Source organism: Sphingomonas sp. 2R-10 (assembly GCF_030062225.1).
Lineage (GTDB): Bacteria > Pseudomonadota > Alphaproteobacteria > Sphingomonadales > Sphingomonadaceae > Sphingomonas.
This window is the reverse complement of sequence record NZ_JASCXF010000009.1, coordinates 1-18420: the sequence shown is the minus strand read 5'-3', so window position 1 is coordinate 18420 and position 18420 is coordinate 1. Positions and strand designations below refer to the sequence as shown.

Annotated in this window: 16 protein-coding genes, 1 tRNA gene and 1 pseudogene; 3 read left to right on the top strand and 15 right to left on the bottom strand. The window is 67.7% G+C overall.

Features of this window, described 5'->3' with window-relative positions; all coding sequences use genetic code 11:
* Positions 1–150 precede the first annotated feature (150 nt).
* Complete coding sequence (zapE, locus tag QLH51_RS05940; protein ID WP_125656150.1) at positions 151–1254, top strand: cell division protein ZapE; 1104 nt, start codon at positions 151–153, stop codon at positions 1252–1254.
* A gap of 150 nt (positions 1255–1404) precedes the next feature.
* Here zapE and hrpB read toward each other — a convergent pair whose 3' ends face one another.
* The 3 genes from hrpB to QLH51_RS05925 form a co-directional block, all read right to left on the bottom strand.
* Complete coding sequence (hrpB, locus tag QLH51_RS05935; protein ID WP_125656153.1) at positions 1405–3828, bottom strand: ATP-dependent helicase HrpB; 2424 nt, start codon at positions 3826–3828, stop codon at positions 1405–1407.
* Positions 3829–3975: 147 nt separating this feature from the next.
* Positions 3976–4770 (bottom strand): aldo/keto reductase, encoded by a 795-nt coding sequence (locus tag QLH51_RS05930; RefSeq protein WP_125656156.1) that lies wholly within the window; start codon positions 4768–4770, stop codon positions 3976–3978.
* 361 nt (positions 4771–5131) lie between these two features.
* Positions 5132–7495: an FtsK/SpoIIIE family DNA translocase gene (locus QLH51_RS05925; protein ID WP_125656159.1), complete on the bottom strand. Its 2364-nt coding sequence runs from the start codon at positions 7493–7495 to the stop codon at positions 5132–5134.
* A gap of 284 nt (positions 7496–7779) precedes the next feature.
* On the opposite strand from QLH51_RS05925, the gene QLH51_RS05920 reads away from it, so the two are divergent.
* Positions 7780–8997 (top strand): UbiH/UbiF/VisC/COQ6 family ubiquinone biosynthesis hydroxylase, encoded by a 1218-nt coding sequence (locus QLH51_RS05920; RefSeq protein WP_125656162.1) that lies wholly within the window; start codon positions 7780–7782, stop codon positions 8995–8997.
* Here the strand turns inward: QLH51_RS05920 and QLH51_RS05915 are convergent.
* The 6 genes from QLH51_RS05915 to QLH51_RS05890 form a co-directional block, all read right to left on the bottom strand.
* On the bottom strand, positions 8994–9629 hold the full coding sequence (locus tag QLH51_RS05915; RefSeq protein ID WP_283514429.1) for a hypothetical protein: 636 nt from the start codon (positions 9627–9629) through the stop codon (positions 8994–8996). The genes QLH51_RS05920 and QLH51_RS05915 overlap by 4 nt on opposite strands.
* Positions 9610–10449, bottom strand: a complete 840-nt coding sequence (locus tag QLH51_RS05910) for a LysM peptidoglycan-binding domain-containing protein (RefSeq protein ID WP_125656165.1) — start codon at positions 10447–10449, stop codon at positions 9610–9612. Before QLH51_RS05910 ends, QLH51_RS05915 begins: the two co-directional genes overlap by 20 nt.
* 182 nt (positions 10450–10631) lie before the next feature.
* Positions 10632–11036, bottom strand: a complete 405-nt coding sequence (locus tag QLH51_RS05905; protein ID WP_125656168.1) for a hypothetical protein — start codon at positions 11034–11036, stop codon at positions 10632–10634.
* A complete protein-coding gene (locus QLH51_RS05900) occupies positions 11033–11230 on the bottom strand; it encodes a Trm112 family protein (RefSeq protein ID WP_125656171.1) in 198 nt (65 codons plus the stop codon). Before QLH51_RS05900 ends, QLH51_RS05905 begins: the two co-directional genes overlap by 4 nt.
* Positions 11227–11850, bottom strand: coding sequence for an LON peptidase substrate-binding domain-containing protein (locus QLH51_RS05895; protein ID WP_125656174.1), 624 nt, complete (start codon positions 11848–11850; stop codon positions 11227–11229). The genes QLH51_RS05900 and QLH51_RS05895 overlap by 4 nt, the downstream gene beginning before the upstream one ends.
* A complete protein-coding gene (locus QLH51_RS05890) occupies positions 11847–12740 on the bottom strand; it encodes a tetratricopeptide repeat protein (protein WP_125656231.1) in 894 nt (297 codons plus the stop codon). Before QLH51_RS05890 ends, QLH51_RS05895 begins: the two co-directional genes overlap by 4 nt.
* 161 nt (positions 12741–12901) lie before the next feature.
* Between QLH51_RS05890 and QLH51_RS05885 the strand changes: the two genes are divergently transcribed.
* Positions 12902–12976, top strand: a tRNA-Gly gene (locus QLH51_RS05885).
* 388 nt (positions 12977–13364) lie between these two features.
* On the opposite strand, the gene QLH51_RS05880 is transcribed toward QLH51_RS05885, so the two are convergent.
* The 6 genes and pseudogenes from QLH51_RS05880 to QLH51_RS05855 all read right to left on the bottom strand — a co-directional run.
* Positions 13365–13913 carry a TetR/AcrR family transcriptional regulator gene (locus tag QLH51_RS05880; RefSeq protein ID WP_206428921.1) on the bottom strand — a complete coding sequence of 183 codons (549 nt, stop codon included), beginning with the start codon at positions 13911–13913 and terminating at the stop codon, positions 13365–13367.
* 332 nt (positions 13914–14245) lie between these two features.
* The gene (locus QLH51_RS05875; RefSeq protein WP_125656180.1) at positions 14246–14596 is read right to left on the bottom strand and encodes a hypothetical protein; all 351 of its coding nucleotides are present in this window, start codon (positions 14594–14596) and stop codon (positions 14246–14248) included.
* A gap of 201 nt (positions 14597–14797) precedes the next feature.
* Positions 14798–15442, bottom strand: a complete 645-nt coding sequence (locus QLH51_RS05870) for an antitoxin of toxin-antitoxin stability system (protein ID WP_125656183.1) — start codon at positions 15440–15442, stop codon at positions 14798–14800.
* Positions 15435–15593, bottom strand: a complete 159-nt coding sequence (locus tag QLH51_RS05865) for a hypothetical protein (RefSeq protein ID WP_164516099.1) — start codon at positions 15591–15593, stop codon at positions 15435–15437. The genes QLH51_RS05870 and QLH51_RS05865 overlap by 8 nt, the downstream gene beginning before the upstream one ends.
* 94 nt (positions 15594–15687) lie before the next feature.
* Positions 15688–17817, bottom strand: coding sequence for a ParB/RepB/Spo0J family partition protein (locus tag QLH51_RS05860; protein ID WP_125656186.1), 2130 nt, complete (start codon positions 17815–17817; stop codon positions 15688–15690).
* 486 nt (positions 17818–18303) lie between these two features.
* Positions 18304–18420: pseudogene (locus tag QLH51_RS05855) on the bottom strand (IS5/IS1182 family transposase); the annotation flags it as partial.

Sequence of the window (18420 nt, the reverse complement as noted above, 5' to 3'; positions counted from 1 at the left end):
TATCCGTTCGTCCTGAGTAGCGACTGAGCTTGTCGAAGGCGCATATCGAAGGACCGTTTCCGTTGGCGACGATCCTTCGATACGCCATTCGACAAGCTCAATGGCTACTCAGGACAAGCGGAGGGGTCATTCAGGGGGAGTAATCCTGCCATGACCGTCCTCACCCGCTACGACGGCCTCGTCGCCGCCGGCGAACTCCGCCCCGATCCCGAACAGCGTGCCGCTGCGCAGCGGCTGTCGCGCCTTGCCGCCGAAATCGACTCGCCACCTCGGCGCGGGCTGTTCGCGCGCCTGACCGGCAAGGACGCCCCGGTCCCGCGCGGCGTGTATCTGTGGGGCGGCGTCGGGCGCGGCAAGTCGATGCTGATGGACCTGTTCTACGACTGCGTCGTCGATCCGGCGAAGCGCCGCGTCCATTTCCACGCCTTCATGATCGAGGTCCATGCCCGCCTCGCCACCGAACGCGCCAGGGAAGCCGGCAACCCCGTGCCGCCGGTCGCCGAGGCGCTGGCGAAGGACCTGAAGCTGCTCGCCTTCGACGAGATGGTCATCAACAACACTGCCGACGCGATGGTGCTGTCGCGGCTGTTCACCGAGATGATGACCCACGGCGTGACGATCGTCGCGACGTCGAACCGCCCGCCGGTCGACCTGTACAAGGATGGGTTGCAGCGCGACAGCTTCCTGCCGTTCATCGCGCTGCTCGAATCGAACCTCGACGTGCTGCCGCTCAACGGGCCGACCGATTACCGCCGCGACCGGCTGGGACAGGTCGATACTTGGCTGGTGCCCAACGGCGCGGCGGCGACCGAGGCGTTATCAGCGGCATTCTTCCGCCTGACCGATTACCCGGTCGAGGATGCGGCGAACGTGCCGTCGTGCGACCTCGATATCGGCGGGCGGACGCTGCACGTGCCCAGGGCGCTGAAGGGCGTGGCGGTGTTCAGCTTCAAGCGACTGTGCGGCGAGGCACGCGGCGCGCCCGATTACCTCGCGGTGGCGCGCGCGTTCCACACGGTGATCCTCGTCGGGATACCGATCCTCGGCCCGGAGAACCGCAACGAGGCAGCGCGGTTCGTGACGCTGATCGATGCGCTATACGAATATCGGGTGAAGCTGCTGGCGGCGGCGGATGCGCAACCGGGCGAGTTGTATCCGACCGGCGACGGACGGTTCGAATTCGACCGGACGATCAGCCGGCTGGAGGAGATGCGGTCGGAGGAATATCTGGCGAAGGGGCATGGCGAGGGGTGAGGTAATGCCGGCCAGACTCCACCGTTTGTCCTGAGTAGCCATTGAGCTTGTCGAAATGGCGTATCAAAGGACCGCTTGGGGCAGATGCTTCGATACGGGCCTTCGACAAGCTCAGTCCCTACTCAGCACGAACGGTTGGGGCGGTGCAGGTCAATCCCGCCGCGTATCCGCCTTCTTCGTCCGGAGTGTCGCCGATGCCGCCGCCGGATCGTCGGGCCACGGATGCCGTGGATAGCGGCCGCGCATTTCCTTCGACACGTCGCGCCATGATCCCGCCCAGAAGCCGGGCAGGTCGCGCGTCGTCTGGATCGGGCGGCCGGCGGGCGAGGTCAGGCTGAGCGTCAGCGGTTGCCCGGCGACCATCGGATGGGTGGCGAGGCCGAACAACGCCTGCACCCGCAGTTCGACGCGCGGCCCCCCTTCGGCGGCATAGTCGATCGCGTGGCTCGACCCGGCCGGGCTTTCGAACCGCGCGGGCGCAAGGCGCCGCAGCTGCTGCATCCAGTCCCACCCGGCAAGCTGTTCGAGCGCGTCGTGCAGCCCGGTTACCGCCTCCAGCCGGCGCTTGCCCGCCAGCAGCGGCGTCAACCATTCGTCGATCGCGGCGGTCAGCGCGGCGTCGCCCAGCGGATCGTCACGCCCCAGCATCGCCGCGACATAGGCCGATCGGCGGCGCAGCGTCTCCGCCCCCTCCCACGGCAGCAGCGACAGGTCGCGGCGCACGCCCTCGGTCAGCGCGGCGACGATCTCCTGCGGGGACGCGGCGGCATCGGGGCCGGACGACAGGCGGACCGCACCGAGCCGGCGTTCGCGCAGGGCGATAACGCCGCGTGTGGTTGGATCGAAGGTGACGCTGCGCCGCGTTTCGATCCGATCGCCGAACAGCTGTTCGACCGTCGCCTGATCGATCGCGACGGCGGACAGGATGCGTGCGCCCGCCGCCTGTCCCTGGGTCTCGGCGACCGCCAGCCATTCGGCCGTGCCGAGCGCCGCCGCATCGAGGGTGAAGCCGCGCCCGCCGACCGATGCCCAGCGTTCGCCGCCCGCATCGCGACGTTTGGCGATGCGATCGGGAAAGGCGAGCGCGACGCTGCGGGCGAGGGCATCGGCGGGAGGATCGTCGGTCCCCTTCACGAGCCGCCGCCAGCGGTCGGCGAGGCGGCGCGACGCATCGGCGCGCTGGCCGCGTTCAGTGCGCCAGCGGCGACGGCGCTGGTCGAGATCGGTGTCGGAGCCGCCCAGCCCGCGCTCGCCCAGCAGCACCGCGACCTCCGCTGCCGTACCGGCAAAGCCCTGTTCGCCGGCACGGATCAGCATGTGGCCGAGGCGCGGGTTGAGCGGCAGCGCGGCGATGGCGAGGCCGTGTGCCGTCGGGCGGCCGTCGCCGTCGATCGCACCCAGCGTCGCCAGCCGCGCGCGGGCCTCGCCCACCGCGGCGGCGGGCGGCGGGTCGAGCCAGCGCAGGCTGGTCGGGTCGGTCACCCCCCATTTGCCGCATTCGAGCACCAGCGCCGACAGGTCGGCCTCGAGGATTTCGGCCGGATCGAAGCGTGGCAGTCCGGCGGTCGCAGCGGCCTCCCACAGGCGATAGGCGATGCCCGGCCCCTGCCGCGCGGCACGCCCCGCGCGTTGGGTCACGGCGGCCTGGCTCGCGCGTTCGGTGGTCAGGCGGGTCATGCCCGCCGCGCGGTCGTAGCGCGGGCGACGGGCGAGGCCGGAATCGACGACAATGCGGATGCCATCCAGCGTCAGCGAGGTTTCGGCGATGCTGGTCGCCAGCACGATCTTGCGCCGCCCGTCCGGATCGGGCGCGATCGCGGCGCGCTGTTCGGCGGGGAGCAGCGTGCCGTGCAGGCGGTGGAGCACCGCGCCATCGGGCACCGCGATGCGCTCGGCCGTGCGCTCGATCTCGGCGACGCCGGGCAGGAAGGCGAGGATGCCGCCCTCGGCTTCGGTCAGCGCGCGGCGGATCGCGGCGGCGACCGAGTCCTCGATGCGCGCTTCGGCATTGCGGCCGATATGGCGCAGGTCGAGCGGCCACGAGCGGCCCTCGCTTTCGAGCACGGGCGCGTCGTCCATCAGCGCGGCGAAGCGCTCGCCATCGAGCGTCGCCGACATGGCGAGGATGCGCAGGTCGGGGCGCAGCGCCGCCTGTGCATCGAGCGCGAGGGCGAGGCCGAAATCGCTGTCGAGGCTGCGTTCGTGGACCTCGTCGAACAGCACCGCCGATACGCCGCTCAGCTCGGGATCGACCTGGATGCGGGCGACGAAGATGCCCTCGGTCATCACCGTCACCCGCGTCGCCGCCGAGCGCTTGCTGTCCATGCGGGTCGCGTAGCCGAAAGTCTGGCCGACGGGTTCGCCGGCGGTCGCGGCCATGCGCTCGGCGGCGGCGCGGGCGGCGATGCGCCGGGGGGACAGCAGCAGGATTTCGCCGGTGACCCACGGCTCGGCCAGCAGCGCAGGGGCGACGGCGGTGGTCTTGCCCGCGCCCGGCGGCGCGACGAGGACGGCGCAAGTGCGGTCGCGCAGCGTCCGGAGCAGGTCGGGCAGGACGGCGTGGATGGGGAGCATGGCGATCCCTAACAAATCCTCCCCGGCACGGGGAGGGGGACCAGCGCAGCTGGTGGAGGGAGTTCGCCTCGCAACGCAACGGTCCCGACTGTGGACACCCCCTCCACCATGCTTCGCATGGTCCCCCTCCCCGTGCCGGGGAGGATTTCAGAGGGTGTCGGGGTCCGGCCCCAGACGACCGTCTTCGCGGTCCATCGCGTCGAGCTTCGCGATCTGGTCGGGGGACAGTTGCACCGCCTGCGCGGCAAGGTTCTCCGCGATCCGCGCGCGCGACGACGCTTTCGGGATCACGCCCAGCCCGGCCCGCAGGTGCCACGCGAGGATCACCTGCGCCGGGGTCGCGCTGGCCTCGCGCGCGATCGCGGCGATCGTCGGGTCGGTCAGCAGCGTGCCCTGCCCGAGCGGCGACCAGCTTTGTGTCACGATGCCGAGGCGTTCGTGCGCGGCGCGCGCCTTGCGCTGCTGGAAGGTCGGATGCAGCTCGATCTGGTTGAGCGCGGGCACCACGCCGGTCGCATCGACGATCCGGTCGAGATGGTCGGGCGAGAAGTTCGACACGCCGATCGACGCGACCCGCCCTTCCTCGCGCAGGCGCACCAGCGCCTGCCACGTCTCGACATAGCGGTCGTGCGACGGCATCGGCCAGTGGATCAGGAACAGGTCGATGCGCGGCAGCTTCGCGGCGCTGGCATCGAACGCGCGCAGCGCCGCGTCATGACCCATGTCGTCGCGCCACAGCTTGGTGGTGACGAACGCGTCGGTGCCCGCGGTCGCCTCACCCACGCCGGCCTCGTTGCCGTAAAAGGCAGCGGTGTCGATCAGACGATAGCCGGCATCGAGCGCGTCGCGCGACAGGCGCGCGGCGTCTTCCGCCGGTACCTTGTAGGTGCCGAAGCCGATCGCGGGGATGGTGCGGCCGTCGTTGAGGGTCAGGTCGGTCATGGGGCGTCCGTGCGGTTGGGGCTGGGAGTGAAGTGATGGGGAGGCGCTGGTGTTCCATGCTTGGCCGTGCCCAGCAAACCGTTCGTGCTGAGTAGGGGCTGAGCGAAGTCGAAGACCCGTATCGAAGCACTTGGCCGCGAACGGTCCTTCGATACGCCCTTTCGACAAGCTCAATGGCTACTCAGGACGAACGGAGGGATTTTGGGCCACCGCCCCCAACCCGTTCGGTTCGAGCGGCTTCGAGCTTGTCGAGAAGCGTCGGTCGAGAACCCGCCCGTTTGGGGCACCGCCTTCTCGACTACGGTTCTCGACAGGCTCGAACCTGCGCTCGAAGCAAACGGGGCGGAAATGGGCAGAAAACCTACCCCGTCGGCCGCCCGTCCGCATCCATCAGCACCTCGCGCCGGCCGACATGGTCCGGTCGCGACACCAGCCCTTCCTTCTCCATCCGCTCGATCAGCCGCGCCGCCGAGTTGTAGCCGACGCGCAGCTGGCGCTGGAGCCAGCTGGTCGACGCCTTCTGGCTCTCGGCCACCAGCTGGCACGCCTGGCGGAAGGTCTGTTCCTCCGGCGAATCGTCACCGGTGGGTGCACCGTCGAGGCTGAAGCCGGCATCGCCCTCGGGCTCGTTGACCACGGCGTCGATATAGTCAGGCGCGCCCTGCGACCGCCAGAAATCCGACACCGCCTGCACCTCCTCGTCGCTGACGAAGGGGCCATGGACGCGGGCCAGTGCCTTGCCGCCGGGCATATAGAGCATGTCGCCGCGCCCCAGCAGCTGCTCGGCGCCCTGTTCGCCCAGAATGGTGCGCGAATCGATCTTGCTGGTCACATGGAAGCTGATGCGCGTCGGCAGGTTGGCCTTGATGACGCCGGTGATGACGTCGACCGACGGGCGCTGCGTCGCCATGATGAGGTGGATGCCCGCCGCGCGCGCCTTTTGCGCCAGCCGCTGGATCAGGAATTCGACTTCCTTGCCCGCGGTCATCATCAGGTCGGCGAGTTCGTCGACGATCACCACGATCTGCGGCAACGGTGACAGGTCGAGCGTCTCTTCCTCGTAGATCGGCGTACCGGTATCGGCGTCGTAGCCGGTCTGCACCTTGCGGCCGAGCTTCTGCCCCTTCGCCATCGCGGCGCGGACCTTGTCGTTGAAGCTGGCGAGGGAGCGGACGTTGATCGACGCCATCATGCGATAGCGGTCCTCCATCTGCTCGACCGCCCATTTGAGCGCGCGCACCGCCTTGGGCGGGTCGGTCACGACATCGGCCAGCAGGTGCGGGATGCCACGATACATGCTGAGTTCGAGCATCTTGGGATCGATCATGATCATGCGGCACTGGTCCGGGGTCAGCCGGTAGAGCAGCGACAGGATCATGCAGTTCAGCCCGACCGACTTGCCCGATCCGGTCGTGCCCGCGACCAGCAGGTGCGGCATCGGCGCGAGATCGGCGACGACCGGATCGCCCGCGATGTTCTTGCCCAGCACGATGGGCAGCTGCGCATTCTGGTCGGCGAACGCCTGGCTCGCCATCAGTTCGTGCAGGGATACCGTCTCGCGCCGCTGGTTGGGCAGTTCGATGCCGATGACCGTGCGGCCGGGGATCGTCGCGACGCGCGCGGAGATCGCCGACATGTTGCGCGCGATATCGTCGGCCAGCTGGATCACGCGGCTGGCGCGGATGCCGGGTTCGGGCTCCAGTTCGTACATGGTCACGACCGGGCCGGGGGCGACCTTCACCACCTGCCCCTTGACGTTGAAATCGTCGAGCACGCTTTCGAGCAGGCGCGAATTGCGCTCCAGCGCCGCCTTGTCGATGCCGGGGCCGGTCGATTCGGGCGGCGGGGTGAGCAGGTCGATCGACGGCAGCTGGAAATTGTCGCGGCCCTCGCTGCTCGCCGGGCGCGGCGCGCTGGCGAGCGCGGGCGAGGCGGCGCGATCGGCGATGACCGGCGGGGCGCGATCGTCGGCCTTGGCCACGCGGCGCGGCTGCGGCCGGGCGGGCGCGTCGTCGTCCTCGTCGGGATCGGCATCGGCCAGCAACGGCGCGCGCGGTGCGGGATCGAACGGCAGCTCGTCGTCATAGCCGTCCGCATCGTCGCCCTCGGCACGGACGCGGCGTTCGAACCTGGGCAGGCGGAACGTGCCGTCGGGAATCTCGATCGTCAGCCCCTTGGCCCAGCGCCACACCCCGAACAGCCCGGTGGCGAGCGCGACGACGCGGATCGTCCACAGCTCGGCGACCGGCACGCCGATCAGGTGGATCAGCCCCTGCACCGCCGCTGCGACGCTCCACCCGATCACCCCGCCATAGCCGGCGGGCAGCGTCAGGATCGCCTCCCCCGACACGAACGCCAGCGTGGTGCCCATCGCGAGCACGCCGATCAGGCAGTCGCGCACCATCCGCGGCCACGGACCGACGGGCACGTCGCGCCACAGCCGGACGCTGACGATCAGCCCCAGCGGCAACAGCATCGCCACCGCCACGCCGAACACGGTCAGCAGCGCATCGGCCAGCAGCGCGCCCGGCGCGCCCAGCTTGTTGACGACGGGACCACCCGCGGCGGTGCTGAACGACGGATCGGCCGGCGAATAGCTCAGCAGCGCGACCGCGATCACGACGATGGCCAGGAACAGGACCGTCGCGCCGATCATCGCGCCGCTACGTTTCGCACCCGCCTTCATCGCGTCGCGCCACAACATCGGCTGCGCGTTGCTCGCCATTCGTTCCACCTTACATTCAAGAATATCTTGATTTGCGCCGCACGATGCTCTGCCGTCAAGCTGGCGTTGCGGCGGGATGCGCGAGAGCCTAGATCGTAGGAGCATCCGGACGACCCGTTCGTCCTGAGTAGCCATTGAGCTTGTCGAAAGGGCGTATCGAAGGACCGCTTGCGGCCAGATGCTTCGATACGGGTCTTCGACTGCGCTCAGCCCCTACTCAGCACGAACGGCGTTGGTACATGGTAGCGGTCCCGACCGGTGGGCATGACGATAGGACAGGTTTTATGGCACAGGCGGACCTCATCATCCTGGGCGGCGGGCTGGTCGGCAGCACGCTGGGCGTGGCGCTGGGGGTGCATGGGCTGACCTCGATCATCCTCGATCCGGCCGATCCGGCGGTGACGCTGGCGCCCGGCTTCGACGGCCGCGCCTCGGCGATCGCCAGCGCGACGCACCGCATGTTCGACGCGATCGGCATCGCGCCGGGCCTGGGCGACGAAGGCTGCCCGATCGCCGCGATCCGCGCGACCGACGGGCTGGAACCGGGCAAGCTCGACTTCGTCCCCGATGCCGCCGACGATCCGGTCGGCGTGATGTACGAGAACAAGCGGCTGCGGCAGGCGATCTACGACGCCGCCATCGCCTCGCCGCATATCGACCTGCGGTACAAGGACCGCGCGATCGACGTGCGGCGCGACGCGCAGGGCGTGACGGTGACGACGGCGGGCGGCGATACGCTGACCGCGCCGCTGCTGATCGCCGCCGAGGGGCGCAATTCGCCGACGCGCGAGGCGGCGGGCATCCGCGTCGCGCGCTGGAGCTACGACCATGCCGCGATCATCACCACGCTGGGCCATGCCGAACCGCACGAAAACATCGCCTACGAGATCTTCTATCCCGCGGGACCCTTCGCGATCCTGCCGCTGAACGACGACGCGCACGGCCATCGCTCGGCGATCGTGTGGACGGTCGATGCGAAGGACCGGCCGGCGATGCTGAAACTGTCCGACCGCGCGTTCCTCGCCGAAGCATCGAAGAAGATGGGCGGGTTCCTGGGGGAGCTGTCCAACCTGTCGGCGCGGTCGAGCTATCCGCTGGGCTTCCACCATGCCGCGCGGATCACCGCCGACCGGCTGGTGCTGGTCGGCGACGCCGCGCACGGCATCCACCCGATCGCCGGCCAGGGGCTGAACCTGGGCCTGCGCGACGTCGCGGCGCTGACCGAGGTGCTGGTCGAGGGCAAGCGCACCGGGCTGGACCTCGGCGATCCCTATCTGCTGGAACGGTATCAGCGGTGGCGCGGGCTCGACACCTTCGCGGTGGCACTGGCGACCGACGGCCTCACCCGGCTGTTCGGCATTCCGGGCAAGGCGGCGAGCGCGGTGCGGCGCTTCGGGCTGTCGGCGGTCGATTCGATCCCGCCGCTGAAAGCCGCGTTCATGGCCGAAGCGCGCGGCGAAACGGGCAAGCTGCCGAAGCTGCTGCAGGGGGTTACGGCTTAACCTGGACGCCGCAGCAGCAGCACCGTCCCGTCGTTCCAGTTCATGACCAGCCGGTTGCCGCCGACTGGAAAGAACGCCGAACCCGCTGCCGGTTCGGCGGGGCCGAAGATCGAATCGGCGTCGCCGCATTCCCAGACGTGCATTGCCCCCACCCGGTCCGCGGGCAGCGCGAACTTCGGCCATCCCACCGCGAACGCGGGGGCGAAGTTGCGCAAATGCGCCGGATCGATGACGACGTGATAAAAGGGATCGGGGCAGCCCGCCTCGACCTTTCCGTCCGCGCCGACCCAGCCGAGCGCCGTATCGGTGAACGACAGCGTCCGCCCGATCATTGCCCGGCCGCTCGCCGGTCCCGCCGCATCGATCACCTGCCACCGCCCCTCGACCTGCGCAGCCGGCGCTTCCTCGCCCGGCGTCCGCGTGGAAGGGGGTGCGCCCGTGGCGTTGTCGGGCATCGCCACCGGTGACGCAGGCGCCGGTTCGACCGGATCGATGGTGGCGACGGACGGAACTACGGCAGCGGTGTTTTCCGCACGCGGTTCGCCCGCCGATCCGCACCCGGCCAGTCCCAGCGCCAAAGCGGCGGCAACCAGCCACGGGGACAAACGGGCTTCAACGGCGGGCAAGGACATAGCTGAACTCCGGTTGAGAACTGATCGAGATGGCGGAAAGGAACGAGGGATACTGGCTGGGCTTGATCGTCTGGCATGCAGCAGAACCGGTGAAGGTTTCCGAACCGCCGCGATGGATCAGCACCGATCGTTGCGCGCCCCTGGTGTCGATCCGGTTGGGATCGCGATCGTCGAAATTTCCGTCCTGATTCGTATCGCGTTCCACCGTCTGGGTCCGTGTGGCCCTGAACGCCACCGCGTTCATGAAATTTCCTTCGCGCTTGCGATAGCGATAGCTGCCCGGCCGCAACCGGCCGAGATCCATCTTGCCGTCGCCGTTCATGTCGGTGGTCGATCCCCGGGCCGCCCGTCGCTTGCCATGGGCATAGGCACCCGCCGGCTCGGTACAGCCATCGAACGTCCGGATCTGCACCGTGCCGTCGACCAGCTTGCGCAGGACCGCGACCTTGTCGTCATATTTCCCGTTGGGATTGTCCTGATGATTGGTCGGCACGCGCAGTGCCACGACCACGCGCTTGCCGGCATCGAAGTCCGCCTTCGCCTGACGGTCGCCGAACTCCATCAGCCTGGCAAGGAACAGGGTGGTACTGCCTTCGCGCCCCGGCGCGGGCCTCGGTGACGGGGTGGCGGGGCGGTCGTCAGCGCCTTTCGGTCCGGCCGACGCGGCTCCTTTGCGACCAGGCACATGCAACCGCTGCCCGATCCGGATCATATCGGCATCGCGCATCCGGTTGGCGGCAGCCAGATCCCGCCAGCTCGTTCCGTATCGCGCGGCGATGCCACCCAGCGCCTCTCCCCTCGCAACGACATGTTCCGGCATGGTCCGTACCTCCCTGGTTCCTTCCGGGTTGCGGCTGGCGGCCCGTCCTCGGCGTTGTGCCGAAATTCGTACGGACACACTGCAATGTTACGGAAACTGCCCAATGGATGCGGAAGCAAGAACTGGCAAAGCGACCATTCGGTGGAAAAGGACGGCAGATTGGTCCTGCTGCTTTCCGGCGATCAATCCTCCGGCGCTTCCCTTGCCCTCTCCGTCGCATGTTCCATAGCCGGAATGGCCGTCGCCGGACGGATCATCAGGAAACTGCCCGACCACATGCCGGGAATGTCCCAGCGTCCGCTGATCTCGCACCCGTCGTCGCTCAGCATCCCGGCATAGACGACCATGTCGCCATAGCCTTCGCTATCGTCGTAGAACTTGCTGAACGTCACCTTCGCGCCGTCGCGATGGCCGTCGATCGCCGCGGCGATCAGCGCGCCGGGCGGGACCGAATACAGGTCGGGTTCGTGGATCGTGCCGACGATCGACCCGCCCAGATCGGCGATATCCGCCTCGAACGCGGTCGGCGGGTTGGTGTGGGGATAGTTGAAGATCCCGCTCCACTTGCCGCTGAGGTCGCGGCTCACAACGGGCGCGCCGCGTCGACCAGCAGCACCGGCACGCCGCGGCGGATCGGAAAGGCGAGGCCGGCGGCCTCCGAGATCAGTTCGTCGGCCGCAGCGTCATGGACGAGCGGGGTCCGCGTTACCGGGCATACCAGGATCGACAACAGCCACGGGTCGATCGTCTCGCCGGTCGTCTCGCCTCGCTCGCCCGTCATTGCAGCGTCGCCTCTTCGTCATCGCCATGTCGCCCGAAGAATTGCATGAGTTGCACGATCAGTTCCGCACGCGCCGACAGTTCGTCGACTTCGAGCAGCGCCTGCTTGGCCGCGACGTCGAACGGCGCGATCTGCGCGATGCCGTTGACGAGGCTCTCGTCATCCAGCCGCGCGACCGATTCCCAGTCGACCGCATAGCCCAGCCGGTCGGCGAAGCGGCGCGATTCGATCTCCAGCGACGCCCGCTCGGCCAGCGCCAGCGTGGCGTCGCCGACCACCGGCAGCATCTCCGCCTCGACCTGCCGGAACGCGGTCGTCACCTCCAGTTCGCGCAGCACGCGGAACCGCTGAAACCCGCGCAGCACGATCTCGTAGCGGCCATCGGCATGCGCCTCGACATCGACGATCTGCCCGATGCAGCCGATGTCGAACAGCGGCGGATGGTCGCCGTCGCCATCGCCCCCCGCCGGGCGCGGCTGGATCATGCCGATGCGGCGGTCGCGTGCCAGCGCGTCGGACACCATCGCGCGGTACCGCGGCTCGAAGATGTGCAGCGGCAGATGCATGTTCGGAAACAGCAGCGCCCCCGCCAGCGGGAAGACGGAGACGCGCGCGCTCATCCGAACAGGATCGCGGACAGCTTGCGGCGCTGCTGCGACACCCACGGGTCTTCCAGCCCGACCGCCTCGAACACCTTGAGCAGCTGCTGGCGCGCCGCATCGTCGTTCCACGCGCGATCGGCGGCGACGATCTTGAGCAGCGATTCGGCCGCACCATCGCGGTCGCCCGCCGCCATCTGCCCGCCGGCAAGACGGAAGCGCGCATCGTGATCGTCGGGGTTCGCCTCGACCTCGGCCTTCAGCCCCGCCAGATCGTCGACCGGCTGCACATCGCGCGCCAGCGCCAGCGCCGCGCGGACCTGATCGATGCCGGGCTGCTTCGCCGCATCGTCGGACAGCGCGTCGAGCGCCGCCTGCGCCGCGTCGTGCTCGCCCAGCGCCAGCAGCGCACGGACCCGGCCCGCCGCCACCGCCGCATCGTCGGGCACCATCTCGGCGATCTGGTCGAAGATCGACAGCGCGCGCGCCGCGTCCCCCCCGGCCAGCGCTTCCTCGCCCATCGCGATCAGCGGTTCGATGTCGGGACCGGAAGGTTCGCCCGCCGCGACCGGCAACTGGCGCAGCAGCTGGTCGAGCATCTGCTTCAACTGGCTTTCGGTGCGGGCCTGGGTCAGGTCGGCGACGAGCTGCCCCTGGAACATCGCATAGACGGTCGGGATCGAACGGATCTGGAATTGCGACGCGATGAACTGGTTCTTGTCGGTATCGACCTTGGCCAGCACCACGCCCTTGTCGGCATAGGCCTCCGCCACCTTTTCGAGGATCGGGGTCAGCGCCTTGCACGGCCCGCACCATTCCGCCCAGAAATCGATGATGACGAGTTTCGTCATCGACGGTTCGACGACATCGCGGCGGAACGCCTCCACGGCATCCTTTTCCGGGGCGGTCAGTCCTAGCGTGGCCAAGCGGCGATTCCTTATCCTGTGACAGCCGCCCCTATGTGGGCATCGCGGCGGTTTCAGAAAAGAGTAGTTTTAGGGGTTGCGCCCCCCGAAACCCCCGGCTAATAGCCCGCCTCACCCCAGCCGGTTCGCCGGTTCGGAACGCCAGAGCGGGCGTAGCTCAGGGGTAGAGCACAACCTTGCCAAGGTTGGGGTCGAGGGTTCGAATCCCTTCGCCCGCTCCAGTTTTTCCAATCATTATCATGAAGTTATTGCGGTCCTTCGGGGCCGTTTTTTTGTTTCCCCGACTCGTCCCGTTTCAGTGGGGAAGCATGGGGGAAGCAGCGCATGGCGCATTCTGGCGATATTTCGGCGGCTTTCGGCTGTGGTGAAGCCTTCTACCGCTTTCAGACATAGCACGAAGCGGTTGCGACCTTAACTGCACAGCGTCGATGTAGCGTGTCGCCTGCTTCCCCGTCGATTCATCCATCGACGCAACGCATCCCGGCTAACTTTTTCCATCATTTCTATGCTCATTTTCAGTACCGTCCTATCTGCGGCTCGCGTCGCAGCCTATCGGTTTTGAGAAGAGACGCGCTCTGACGCTTTGAGCGACGAATGGCGACTGGAGGGTCAGCGCCGATCGCTCCCAGCCATCGCGACGATTAGACGAAGCAACTCGTCCTTGGCTTGCTTGGGCGTAATCTCGTCGGTGACGGCAGCCTTCGACAGCGCCTCCGCCGCACCGAGCATTGCCCAGAGGCTGGCAGTCGAGAGCGTGCGATTAATCACGAAGGGAGCGAGCGCCTGCCGGCACTTCTCCATGAAGGCCGCCAGATAGGTGCGCTTCGTCGCCTCTAGTTCCGGCGAGCCAGCGAGCGCCGCTAGCACGTCAGGGATTTCGCGCCCTTGCGTGAGCACGCAATCGACATAGGAGGAGGCGATCACGCCGGCCTTCTCGTCGAGAGTCGGCCCACTTCCGGCCAACGATTCGTCTATGATAGTCGTCTGGCGTCGGTCGAAAGCCTCGTAGAGCGCGACCAGCAAGCCATTCCGTGTGCCGAAGTGGTCGTACACCACCGGTTTGGTCACACCGGCCTCCTCCGCGAGATGCCCGAGGGTCAAGGCATCGGTGCCTTTCTCACGGATAATGCGCCACGACACATCGAGGAGTTGTTGCAAGCGATCTTCCCGCGTGAGGCGGAGACGGCGCGGTGACGCAGGCGCGATTGACATATCTATATACCGATCGTAACTTACATTCAGTATATAGTGACAAACGCCGCGCCGCAACCCGCTGGAGCGATCCGCGCGGCATAGGCGGTTTTGCGCCTGCCGCCCGGAGAAATCTCACCATGACTGATGTCGCCATCCCATCGTCTCGCCGGAGGTCGTGGCTTGGCCTTCTCACCGTGCTCAGCCTCGTGCTTCTCGTCGCGATGGACGGGTCGGTGCTCTACCTGGCGATGCCGCGCATCGTCTTCCTCATCAACGTACCAGTCGTCCTGCTCTTCCTAATCGCGGCACCCGTGTTCCTGCGAGAGGTGCGGGTGACCGGTAGTGGCCGGATCGACCTCGCCAGCCTGTTGCTCTCTTTCGTCGGACTGCTGCTCTTCGTCTGGTCGGTGAAGACGGCCGCTGCCTACGGGATCGGAGCCTCTCAAGCGATAGTCGGCATCACCGGCCTTGGTGCGCTGGTACTGTTCGTCGACCGTCAGAGGCGGATCGATGAACCGCTGTTGGACCTCGCCCTGTTCCGCGATCCTGTGTTCTCCATCGCGATTCTCACCGGATTGTTGTCGCTCGTCGTCTGGTCGGCCACCGGCTACCTGTCGGGCATCTACCTGCAATCGGTGCTCGGCCATCCGGTGCTCGGCGCTGCGTTGCTGACGCTAAGCCTCCCACGACGGATCATAGGACGGGGCGGGCGAAGCGGCTGGGTCGGACATGGAAAGGTCTCCGGGAGAGCGGAAGGGAGGACCGGAGGGCGCTCTCTCTCGACCGCACCGGCTTGTCTCCCGTCCGGCCGACCCCTCCCTCTTCTGGCTCCGGCTGACCTGATCGGTCTAGCCGAAGCGGCAACCATCGGTGGTGAAGCAGTAGTCGTTGGCGACGATCGCGGCATCGACCTCGCCGTCCGAGGCCAGATGCTCGTACTCGGCTTCCAGCCGGCGGTAGAGCCAGCGCGCGAGATCGCGCAACGCCTCGGCGACGGCCTCGTCGGCTCCGGCCGTCATTTCCTGTCCGGTCGGACTATCGCGTTCGACCGCGATCGTCATGCTGTGCTCGAAATAGTAACGGCCATAGTGCCGAATGTCGGCGCGGAGCTGATAGAAGTTGCGCCGCTGTGCCGCCTGGAGCGCGCAGGCGACGGCATGGAGGTCCGTGTCCAGCGGCGCATGGGCGCGAATGGTGGCGAGAGCGGTCGGCGCGTAGGCATAGCGACCTTCGAAGCACGCGCCGTCGCCCTGGCTCCAGAAGCCGGAGAAGTAGATGCAGGGCTTCGCTCGCGTGCCGCCGCCGAACAGGCGGAGGGGCGTGGTCTGCAGTTCGATGCCGAGGATCGCGCAGACCCGCGCGAAGTCGTCGACGACGAACTCGTGCCAGTCGTGGTCAAAGCCGATGCGGCGGAACCAGGCGCGGGCGGTTTCGCGGGCCACCTCGTCCAACTCGTCCAGGCGGAACACGATGGTCTCGATCACCTCAGGCATTGGGAGCGCCTCCACCCAGCACGGCGGCGAGGCAGACGTTCTTATAGGTCCCGGCGACAAACTCGCCGGTCGTGGGATCGAGGGCGCGGGCGGCGTGCTCCGGCGTGCCCGCGTCGAGTGCGCAGGAGAATGGGGTCGAATCGTCGGCCATGACGGGATCCAGACATGAAAACGGCCCGGCGGATGAGGCCGGGCCGAAAGGGGGACGGCGGGGCGCGGCGCTGCACCGCTCCCCGCAGGCGGGGTCATTCGGCGGCGAGCAGCGCCGGTTCGTCGTCCTCGACGGGATCGTCCTCGCCATCCTCGGCGAGGAAGGCCGGCAGATCGGCGTCGCCGTCCGTGCCGTTCTCGTCGGCGGGCGCCGCGTCGAGTTCGGCCAGGCGGAGCGGCTCGGGCAGCCAGCCGCTGTCGGCGAGGAGCCGTTCGGCTTCCCGCGCCATGTCACCCTTCTTGAGGTGGCCGATCAGTTCGGCGGCACGCTCGCCGGCTCCTTCACGCACCGCTTCGAGGATGCGCGTCTTCGTCACGCGACCGAGATAGTTGGTCGCGGTCGGCCGCCAGCCTGCCTCCACCATGTCGAGCCCGGTCGCCCTTGCCAGCCGGTCGGCCTGAGCCAGGCGCACCCGCAGCCCGTGCTCGGAGACGCCGTTGCCGCCGAAGGGATTGGGCTTCTCGTAGAGCGCGTTGACCCCGAACGACACGCAGTGCGCCAGCAGCGCCATCCGGCTCGCCTCGTCGAGCGTCGCAAGCCGGTCCCACAGCGCATCATCGTCCTGCGGCAGGTCCGCCCCCCAGGTCTGATGCCGCTCGTCCATCGACCGGGCCGACGCGCTGTCACCGAGATCGTCGGCCTGCGCGGACATGTGGACGCGACGTACGCTCGCTTCCATCACGCCCGTCCCCGAGCGGTGCCCGAAGCCGTCCGTCACCAGCTTGTGCAGAAGGGCGGTCATCGCGACGTGCGGGTTGCCCGCCACCGCATCTCGCAGCGCCAGCGTGCGATGCGCGGTCAACTCGGACCAGAGCCGGTCGGGCAGCGGACGGATGGTGTCGTCCTCGTCCGGGTCGGGTTCCGACGGTGCCCCGCCGATGGTGATGACGGCGCGCTGGACCGTAGGCTCCAAGCCTGAGTTAGCTTGGGAGCCAGCGGCTGGCTCCGCTTTGTCGTCCGGCTCCACCGCAACCGACGCCTCATCCTCGGCACGAACGTAGCCGCGATCAATCAGCAGCCGGCCGTCGTTGCCGATCGACACGAACACGCCCGCGATGGCGATATCGGCGAGGTCGTAGCGCACCGGGCGTTCGTCGAAGGCTGACAGCGCGGCCTCAATCTCGCCGAGCCGCTCGTCCACCGCGTCGGGCAGTTCGTCCGCATCCTCGTACTCGGCAACGAGGCGGTCGTTCTCCTCGGTGAGGGCCGCGATCGTCGCTTCCTCCTCCGCCGTCAGGTCGAGCGGCGTGCCGGCGAGCGCACGCAGTCCGCTCGCGACGCCGTAGGGCAGGCTCACCGACGCCTTGATCCACTTCCAGCCTTCGCCCGCGATCTCGTCCGCGACCGTCTTCAGCTTCTCCGCGGCGATCCGATCGAGCAAGGCCGCGTCTTGCAACCAGCCACCATCATCCGACTGGAACAGATCGCGCAGCACGATACCGCCCGCCGCTTCATAGGCTTCGATGCCGACGAACAGCGCCCGCTTGTCGGAGGCGCGAACGGTGGACTCGGTCAGCATCCGCCGGATCTGCCACGGCTCCTTCTGCCACGACGCGCGGATCGCCTCCCACACCTGCTCCTGCCGCGCATGATCCTCGGTGACGGTGAAGGCCATCAGCATGTCGAGCGTCATGCCGTCCTCGGCATAGACGTCGAGCAGCACCGGCGATGCGGAGGCCAGGCGCAGCCGCTGCTTCACGACGTTGACGCCGACGAGGAAGGCGGCGGCGATGGCCTCCTCGGTCATGCCCTTGTCCCGCATCGCCTGGAACGCACCATACTGGTCGAGCGGGTGGAGCGGCGCGCGCTCCTCGTTCTCCGCGAGCGAGATCTCCTCGACCAGGATGCCGCTCGCCGCGTCCGACACCACGCATGGCACGGCTGCGGTCTTGTTGAGCCGCTTCTGCTTCACAAGCAGTTCCAAGGCGCGGTAGCGCCGCCCGCCCGCCGGCACCTCGAACATGCCGGTTTCCGCGCCCTCGGCGTCGACCACCGCCCGGACGTGTAGCGACTGGATCAGGCCGCGTCGCGCGATCGAGATGGCCAGTTCCTCGATCGAGACGCCGGCCTTGACGCGCCGGACGTTGGACTGGCTCAGTACCAGCTTGTTGAAGGGGATATCGCGCGCGGATGCGAGCGTGATCTTCTGAACGGCTGTCGCCATCAGGGTTACTCCGCGACGGGCGTCGGGAGCCTCTCTCTCGAACCTGACCCGTCACGGAACCGGGCGCAGCCCTCTCACTTTTTTCGGCCGTGACGCACCTACCAAGAAAGATCAGACGGAATGCCGACCGATATAACCAACCTTGACGAAGGGAGCTAATGAAGCTGTCGCAAAGTATATCCGCGCGCACATATCCGGAGACACGCCCTCCGATGGTTTCGCGTGAAATTCACATTCAACGCTTTCGCCGTTAATCATACGCAAACGGAAGCGCTTGCCTTCCTTACTGGCCTTCGTCGTTTCCGAATCTACGCTGCACTCAACCCCCCGCTCGCGAAGCCAGATCGGAATCGACCGACCAAGCGCCCCTGACGCCAGTACGTCCGCCAATTCACCCAAGGTGCGAAGGTATCGAAGGATCTTGTCGGGAGGTCCGGCTGCTGGATTGAGATCGGCGATGTCGGCATCGGTCTCTGAGAGCCCGACTCATAATTCGAGCTTTGCGATACGGCGGGTCATTCGCCTGATGGATGCGATGATGAGCCATGCTTCTGACGAGGCGATGGAAGCCTCCCAGTCCTTGGCGAGGCGTCGGCATCGGTT